10 protein-coding genes are annotated in these 7746 nt (G+C 36.1%); all 10 read right to left on the bottom strand.

Annotated features, from left to right (window positions below):
• Positions 1-757, bottom strand: a 757-nt coding sequence (locus LI114_RS12735) for a recombinase family protein (protein ID WP_227220993.1), incomplete at its 3' end; no start/stop codon positions are given.
• A gap of 87 nt (positions 758-844) precedes the next feature.
• Positions 845-2389: a recombinase family protein gene (locus LI114_RS12730; protein ID WP_022126889.1), complete on the bottom strand. Its 1545-nt coding sequence runs from the start codon at positions 2387-2389 to the stop codon at positions 845-847.
• A gap of 63 nt (positions 2390-2452) precedes the next feature.
• On the bottom strand, positions 2453-2581 hold the full coding sequence (locus LI114_RS12725) for a DUF3789 domain-containing protein (RefSeq protein ID WP_022126888.1): 129 nt from the start codon (positions 2579-2581) through the stop codon (positions 2453-2455).
• 12 nt (positions 2582-2593) lie between these two features.
• The gene (locus LI114_RS12720) at positions 2594-2752 is read right to left on the bottom strand and encodes a hypothetical protein (protein ID WP_022126887.1); all 159 of its coding nucleotides are present in this window, start codon (positions 2750-2752) and stop codon (positions 2594-2596) included.
• Positions 2745-3092, bottom strand: coding sequence for a type II toxin-antitoxin system PemK/MazF family toxin (locus LI114_RS12715; protein ID WP_041337553.1), 348 nt, complete (start codon positions 3090-3092; stop codon positions 2745-2747). The genes LI114_RS12720 and LI114_RS12715 overlap by 8 nt, the downstream gene beginning before the upstream one ends.
• Before the next feature lies 1 nt (position 3093).
• On the bottom strand, positions 3094-3297 hold the full coding sequence (locus tag LI114_RS12710) for a hypothetical protein (RefSeq protein ID WP_022126885.1): 204 nt from the start codon (positions 3295-3297) through the stop codon (positions 3094-3096).
• Positions 3298-3782: 485 nt separating this feature from the next.
• Positions 3783-4223, bottom strand: coding sequence for a DNA-directed RNA polymerase sigma-70 factor (locus LI114_RS12705; RefSeq protein WP_022126884.1), 441 nt, complete (start codon positions 4221-4223; stop codon positions 3783-3785).
• Positions 4224-4427: 204 nt separating this feature from the next.
• Entirely contained in the window at positions 4428-5336 is a 909-nt protein-coding gene (locus LI114_RS12700; protein ID WP_041337554.1) for a hypothetical protein, read from the bottom strand.
• Between the two features lie 787 nt (positions 5337-6123).
• Positions 6124-6651, bottom strand: a complete 528-nt coding sequence (locus LI114_RS12695) for a hypothetical protein (protein ID WP_022126883.1) — start codon at positions 6649-6651, stop codon at positions 6124-6126.
• On the bottom strand, positions 6648-7746 hold a 1099-nt coding region (locus LI114_RS12690; RefSeq protein WP_227220992.1), incomplete at its 5' end, for an amidase domain-containing protein. The genes LI114_RS12695 and LI114_RS12690, both read right to left, overlap by 4 nt.

Here is a 7746-nt window from a genome sequence, read left to right as displayed (position 1 = left end):
ATGTATTTAATTGCTCGTGGTCTTTAAGAACAGCCTTGATTTTCTCTGTTTTTTGCGGACTGTCGCTGTAGGTACAGCAGTCGTATTTCATTTCGGCAAGCTTGAAGATCTCAGATTTTATTCTTTCAAAATTGATCTGAGATACATCGGTCATCCGATTTATCTCATTCTGCTGACTGACTATGTCTGATGTCGGGGAATATGTGCTGACCTCTCCGCCGCATTCAATTAAACTTGGGTTTGCAGCAGCAGAGTTCAGAACAGTGATCACTGCTCCCATTATCATCTGATCTGTCATGCGATATTCAAATTTAAAGCAGTCGGGGTTTTCACAATTCCAGTATTCACGACCCTTGCCGTTGGTTTTTCTGAAAACCTTTTCTCCGCATTCGGCGCAGTATGTAACCTTTCGGATTTCCGATAGGTCTTCTGAAATTGTGCAAAGTGAATTTGCTTTTCTCACTCGCTTTTCATTTGCTTGTCTGAAGATATCCTCATCGATCAACTGCGGATATTTGTCAGTTCCCAGATACTTTTCATTTTCTATGATCCGCTTGACCATGTTTTTGTTCCAATGATCGGAATCACTGTTGTATCGGATTTTTTCGGACTCCATAAGCTTTGCAATCTGCAAAAGACTTTTGCCATTAAGATATTCGCTGAAAATTGTTGCAACTGCGTAAACCTCTTTAGGCTCGGTGGTTATTTCGCCGTTTTTCATGCAGTAGCCGAATGGGATTACTCTGTTTTTGAGCATATTAATTTCACCTCCGAAAACAACAATACCATAAAGCCTTTGAAATAGCTATATCCAAAGGCAATAAATTTATGATGTAGAAATTGTCTATTTTATCTTCTCATTAAATTTTAAACCGCCGATTAAGTGAAATTCCAGCTCATGCTGATTTATCACAACGATCTTTTCAACTATGCCCTCAAACGTCGACTCGTCAAATTCTGTTATTGGATTACTTTGTTTTTCAAAAAAGTCTATCAGCATTTCTATTTGGTCAATTGTTTCGTCCTCGTCATCGGAACGGGTAAGCTTTTTCAGTTCGGCCTGCAGCTTATTGATTTTTGCTGTAAGCTCCGTAGTCTGCTCAATGTATTTTACCTCGTCCAGAAACCCTTTGGTTTTCAGTCTTGCAAGGACGTGTGTCTGTTCACGAAGCTTGGCGGTTTGCTTGTGAATGTCCATTACCTGAGTTTTACTGCTGAGTTTTCGGAGTTTCAGATCATGCAGCGCTGTTTGAAAAGGTACAAGGATTTGTTTGTAATTGTACCAAAGTTTATTGCATAATCTGATAAAAGCAGAGTGGATATTATCTTGATTTATTGGTTTTACCGAGCACTTTTCTATTTCATCGGTATGAAGTCTGCAAACCCAATATATTTTTCCTCTGCAATTTTTCATACGGAAAGTAGTTCCGCATTCACCGCATTTGATTTTCTTGGACAGTATATTACCGCGGCTTTCATTCCGCTTATTTTCACCCCGAAGACGTATTAATTCCTGCACTCTGTCAAATACATCTTTTGAAATGACGGCTTCATGACATCCGGTGTAATAATACTGAGGTAATTCTCCTCTGTTCGGCAAATTTTTACGAGGCAAAACGGTTGTTGTAAACCGTTTCTGAAACAGCTGATCTCCGATGTATTTTTCATTTTTAAGCATAACTCTCACGGTAGGTCCTGTCCAGTGGCATGATCTACCTCTTTTTCCAATTCCCATTTCATTTAACATCTGAGCGATTTTTTCACTTCCGTATCCGTTCAGATACCAATCAAATATTTTTCTGACTATCCGGGCTTCATCCTGATTTAAGATCAATTCACCGTTGACAAGTTCATATCCAAACACCGAGTTGCACATTTTCATTGTGCCGTTTTCCATTCGCTTTTTTATGCTCCACCGCATATTCTGCGAAATCGAAGTCGATTCCTCCTGAGCCAGACCGCCCATTATTGTTATCATCATTTCATCGGTCATATTAGCTGTATCGATATTCTCTTTCTCGAAAAACACCGTAATACCAAGAGATTTCAGTTCACGAACGTTTTTCAGACAATCTTTAGTGTTTCGGGCAAATCGGCTGATAGACTTGGTGTATATCCTGTCTATCCTCCCTTTGCGGCAATCTTTTATCATTCTCTGAAACTCGTCACGCTTGTCCTCACGGGTACCTGTTATACCCTCGTCGGCGTACAGATCGATCAGTTCTTCCGTTTCGGAGTTCTCAAAAAACTGACTGTAGTATCTTGTCTGAGCCATAAAGGAATTAAGCTGATCTTCGCTGTCTGAACTTACTCTGCAATATGCGGCACAACGGATCTTCGTATTTTGTTCTTCTGTGATTGTCGGCTGTATTACCGTTACTGTCGGCATTTCCTCACACTCCTTTCAACCAACAAGGATACCACAAATTTTTTAGGAATGGTATCATCAAACTCAATGAATTTCTTTGTCCGAATCTGTGCAGTTTTCATGTTTGTCTGCTTGCCCTGCCGCTGTGCAAAGACACATTGCGGTCATGCCGATAAAAGCTCCGACAAACAAGCCAATAAAAAATCCTAACATCTTAATACCTCCTTAAGCTGCATCTTTTGACGATACAAATTCTTTGTAAATATCTTCTGTGTTTCTGCGGTTGAAATTCTGTTTTTCGGTAGTTTCAAGAATTTCATCAAGCTTATCGGCAAACATTCTTGCCATAAAATCGCCGTATTCTGCTTGTCCGAATTTAGTCATCAAAATCCACTCCTATACTTATTTTCATTGCCTCATCGATTTTATTTATTATCCCGCTGTCCAATGAGCCTATATAGCTCCGAAGTCTGCTGCGGTCTATTGTCCTAATCTGCTCGGCAAGAATGACCGAATCTTTAGGCAGTATTTTTGAATTTCTTATGCAGATATGCGTAGGAAGCTTGTTTTTCTTAACTGTTGACAGCGGCAGAACCACAAGCGTGGGACTATGCCTGTTTCCGATATTGTTCTGAACCACCAGCACGGGACGAACACCGCCTTGCTCAGAACCGACTACGGGATCTAAATCTGCGTAAAAAATATCTCCTCGTTTGATCAGCATTTCATTTCGCCACCTTTTGCGGAACTTCAAAGCCTTTTTTGTTCCTAACGCAGTTATGAAACGGGCAGAAAAGAACATCAGCATTCTTGTCATACCACACACAACCATAACATGGGTGTTTGTTTGATAACCTGACTGTTGGTACAGGAATGTTTACTCCAAATTTATAAAAATCTGATTTCTCAGGAATATCGTTATCTTTCATATATCAGCCTCCTGACCTTTTATTTTTATATGTAACAGGCGGTCTGCAAAAGAATGCAAACCGCCTTATTAATTCGTTTTGCCTTCGTCTGATTCGTAAGTTTCAGACGAATTTCCGTGATATTTATCCTAGATACCCGTCACGGCGGAACATCGGGAACGATGAACAGCTTATTCATCTCATGAGCCTCTCACTCCACTATGGTTCTCATAGAGCCGCCCCCATTGCTTGAGTCTGTGGCTGGGCGGAAGTATCATTATCCTCCTGCGTTTCATCGCCTGCTTTGGTTGCTGTCCAAAGGTCTGAACGTCATATTGATCGCTCGCTCAACTGAGGTCGTGGCGTATGGTTCATGCGGCTGCCGAGATTTTATACCGGCCGCAGGATTAACGTTTTCCCGATGCTGTTATTCTGTTGTCAAGATTCTCAGGGATTTGGATCGCTCCTTTTTCCCTTTCACCTTGTAGCCGATGAGAACACCCTTTTTATGCGTTTGAAAATTGACTTCTTAAAATTTCAGCAATTTTATCAATTACGCGGGATATATTCGACTGATTTCTTAGTAAAATTGACGAAATTTCATTTTGAGTGTACCCGTCAAATATGTACATTGTAAAAGCTTCACGCCAGATTTCCGGCAAGGACATGATCTGCGAATACACTTCCATGTCCTCAATCTCATCGATCCAGCCATAACGATTGTTTGTCGAATAATCATCATAAACCGTCAGCGTTCTGCTGTTTGAATTATCAAACAGTCCAACTGTTTTTTCTCTGTAACGCCGATTGGAGTTGAAAACCTCACGGTCAAACTCATAAATTTCCGCTATCTGTTTCTCAGTCATCCCTGCTTTTCTGTACTCCTCAGCGGTTTTCTGCCACTGTTCTTTAAATTTCTTTTCCTCCAAGCCATGATTATAGCTCATATTTTTACCTCCGTTTTGATTTTTCGTTCTGAATCAAAACGAAGGCTTATGGGTATTTGGCAATAAAACATTGCCAATAATTAAAAATGGGCATAAAAAAGACCTTTCTGCTTTTAAAACAAAAAGGTCTGTTAAGAAAAAGGAGTATAACTTTCGGCTTTAAAAGCTTTTGTTATACTCCTCATGTTATATTATTCCAATAAGTTAGCCATCGTTAAAATCATAATTTAAATTATAACTAAACTCATATTCCCCATAATTGGAAGAATAAATTCTTATATAGTACCTACCAGGTTCTAAATCGTACTCAATAGTTTCTATTTCACCACGACAGGTAGTATAAGATAGAGTTTGCTCTCCATCTGTACCAATCAATCTTATTTCGTATTGAAATGGCTCTGGTGAATTTGTGTTTATTATGATATGCTTCCTTTCATTAATATTAAACATATACCAATCATATTGATCGTATTCTTTTTTATCGTTTACAAAGCCTATAGAACCATTAATTGTTTCATCAGCTTTTGTTTCAATTGAATTTTGATATGTATTATTAGGTTCACTGTCCAAATTTTTTATTTCAACAGAATTCATCTGCAATTGATAGCCGCCATAGTTTTCCAAACACTCTATACGAATATAGTAGGTTCCTGATTGTAGCGGACAAATAAGCTTAATTTCTTTATTCTTGCCGTAATCGCTATATATTTCTGTTGCGCCATCAGAAGCAATGACAAATATCTTTGCTTTTAAATCTGAATCCATAGTAAGATTAAAGGTATATAATTGAAAAGAATTCAAAATTAGTTTATAAAAATCATCAGTATCGGTTTCGTTAGGCTGGTTACTTTTATATCCTATATGGCCATTTAAAGTATTGGATTCAATCAGTTTAGCATTTTGATATGGTGAATTTATTTCCTCATCTTTACTATATCCGCTTGTACTAAATTGACTATTTAAAGAATATGTACCTGATTGCTCATAGGATATTTTTATATAATATTCACCCGCTTGGATAGGCGTGTTAAGATTTAGTATGCGATCCTGTCCGCAATCATAATTAAGTCTATCATTTCCATTGATACATATTAAATTAATATTGCAATACACTCCAGCAGAAGCATTTAACGTTAATGATAATAAACCGTCTTCGGAAATATTTATAATATACCAAACACAATTATCATTATCCTCTGAATATGTAAAAGTTTTTTCATATGTTTCACCTATTGTCAGCGATATAGCATCAATGTAAGTATTACCGCTTTTTTCTGTAGGGGGTTCAGTTGTAGTGGTATTATTAGTAGTAGTGGTAGTAGTTTTCGTTGTTGAAGCGGTGGTAGTCTTATTAGTAGTGCTTGATGTTGTTACGACCTCAGAATATGATGGTTCGTCATAATATTCTTCAGTATCTTCATCAAATATCGGAGAAGATATCCACGGAAATATAAATGTTAAAATCGTTATTACTGTTGTAGCAACATTGGTTATTATTCTACCCCATTTCCGTAAATCTTTTGATGTTTGAATCGTTTGGAATTCTTTTTAATACAAAATTTACTATAATTGCAATAATAATTATTACCACTATTCCTGCAATTCGTGCCATAATTTCTTTTAACATATATATCACCACTTTTTTGTTTTATTACACTCTAACAATTGTATCATACCATTTTAAGACAATATATTCAACTTCTTTACCCGAAATAAATTTATTCGACGTAAACTGTAAGGCTTGTTCTTGATTTATTAATATTTTCTTTTTGTAATTAAATAATGAAAATTCGCAGTAATATTCTTAGTTTCAAGTGAGAGAAAAATGGGACTGTTGAGCACACGCTGCAGCAGTCCCATGATTATGCATATTAATATGATATTTTTAGGTAGTCAAAAATCATGCCGATTGTAAAAAAGATACCACTTTCCACTCATCATTAATTTTTTCAAAGTATAGTCTATCAAGGATGGATCCGTCTGTAACTATTTTACATTCAATTCTATTGCTGCTCGATTGCATAGAACAATCCTTAGTAAAAAATACAATAGCCTTATCTTCACTACATAGGCATTGCACATCCACGCTGATTAATTCAAAATCGAACTTATTTCCTGTATTATTTGGATTCAGTCTTTTAAAAATATCATTAGAAACAATGGTTGTATATTGATCATTAAATCCATTATTATAATAGGAATCCAAAATCATATTTTTTGCTAATTCTTCTAAAAGATTTTTTTCATCGTCATCTATAAATATATATAATTTTCTTAAGTCCGATACTTCAAGATATTCAGCATCAGATATCGATGTTGATGAACCATCATCTAGATTAACGATACAAGTTAATTTGATTATTACACATACCAATAAGATTATAATAAAAATGCTAGAGGCTACACAAATTATGTTTTTTCTCTTCATGCTGGAACCCTACCGTTTAAGCAAACAATGATGACATTTGTATAATCTTCATTTTCGTCAAATGTTTCTGATAGTTTCTTGTTCCATCTTGGTTTGGTATGACCAGCATAAAGAATCTCATCTTTCTGCACACTGGATATTATTGCTGTATGTGTTGGTCCTTTTTCTTTACAAAAGTAAATCAAATCTCCCATACGTATATCATATTTGGATATAGCTTCCTCAATAGATTCATCTCTACCTATAGATACCTCATACATCGCGTATTCTTCAGAACGAAAATAGTTATAATTATCAACTACAACAGACCATGATTTAGTCCAGCCATAATCCCATGTTCCTGTATGAGAAAATAATCCATGAATATGCGATGCTAAGCCTTCAGCTTTCCCAAAAAACCAATCATTATTCATTTTAAATCCACCTGCACATAAACATTGAGAAGCAAAATTAGTACAATCAGTCATTTTATCGCTTAATTCTGAAAAGATAGGATACTCACTATAATTGTACTTTTCACCAACTGTGTCATAATCTCCGGACCACTTCTTCATGTAATCATATACGGCATTTCTATCATATGATTCATTTACAATCCAAGGTTCTAAGTCATACTTATCATAAATATCATCTCCATCAGAATCCTTAGAAAATGGTGATGATACATATAGTATTAATGGATCGGTATAACCTGTATATATCACTTCTTCGTGATCTAAAAGACCATCACCATCTGTATCTGCATCGCAAGGATTGGAATGAATCGGCAATATTTCAGCGTTTAAAAAAACTTTCCATATTGTACTTGGAGCATATTTTAAATATGTCTCTAAAACATTTCTAACATAAAATTTATTGCTTGCTTTCTCTAAGCAATCCTTAAAAGTTGGCAACTGAATATTGCCATCGTTATCCCATGTAATAAGCCCACTTTCAGTATCAACTTCTTGCCAGTCTGTTAAATCATCATTATCTGAGTTTGCTCCGTTATTAGGGTCTAAAATATTTTTTAGGGTTATCGTTTCCCAATTTGTTGGCAGTACGGCTTTAAATTCAACATGAGGTGGAGCAACATTACCCACAATATGATTATAA

The sequence above is a fragment of the Ruminococcus sp. 210702-SL.1.03 genome, assembly GCF_020559915.1.
Lineage (GTDB): Bacteria > Bacillota > Clostridia > Oscillospirales > Ruminococcaceae > YE71.
Note: the sequence above shows the minus strand (reverse complement) of the source record. Positions and strands in the feature narration are given on the sequence as shown.

Bases quoted from the DNA above. Each gene is read 5' to 3' on its own strand.
- LI114_RS12725 (WP_022126888.1), bottom strand. From the start codon at position 2,581: ATGTTAGGATTTTTTATTGGCTTGTTTGTCGGAGCTTTTATCGGCATG.
- LI114_RS12705 (WP_022126884.1), bottom strand. From the start codon at position 4,223: ATGAGCTATAATCATGGCTTGGAGGAAAAGAAATTTAAAGAACAGTGG.
- LI114_RS12695 (WP_022126883.1), bottom strand. From the start codon at position 6,651: ATGAAGAGAAAAAACATAATTTGTGTAGCCTCTAGCATTTTTATTATA.
- LI114_RS12715 (WP_041337553.1), bottom strand. From the start codon at position 3,092: ATGCTGATCAAACGAGGAGATATTTTTTACGCAGATTTAGATCCCGTA.
- LI114_RS12710 (WP_022126885.1), bottom strand. From the start codon at position 3,297: ATGAAAGATAACGATATTCCTGAGAAATCAGATTTTTATAAATTTGGA.
- LI114_RS12730 (WP_022126889.1), bottom strand. From the start codon at position 2,389: ATGCCGACAGTAACGGTAATACAGCCGACAATCACAGAAGAACAAAAT.
- LI114_RS12720 (WP_022126887.1), bottom strand. From the start codon at position 2,752: ATGACTAAATTCGGACAAGCAGAATACGGCGATTTTATGGCAAGAATG.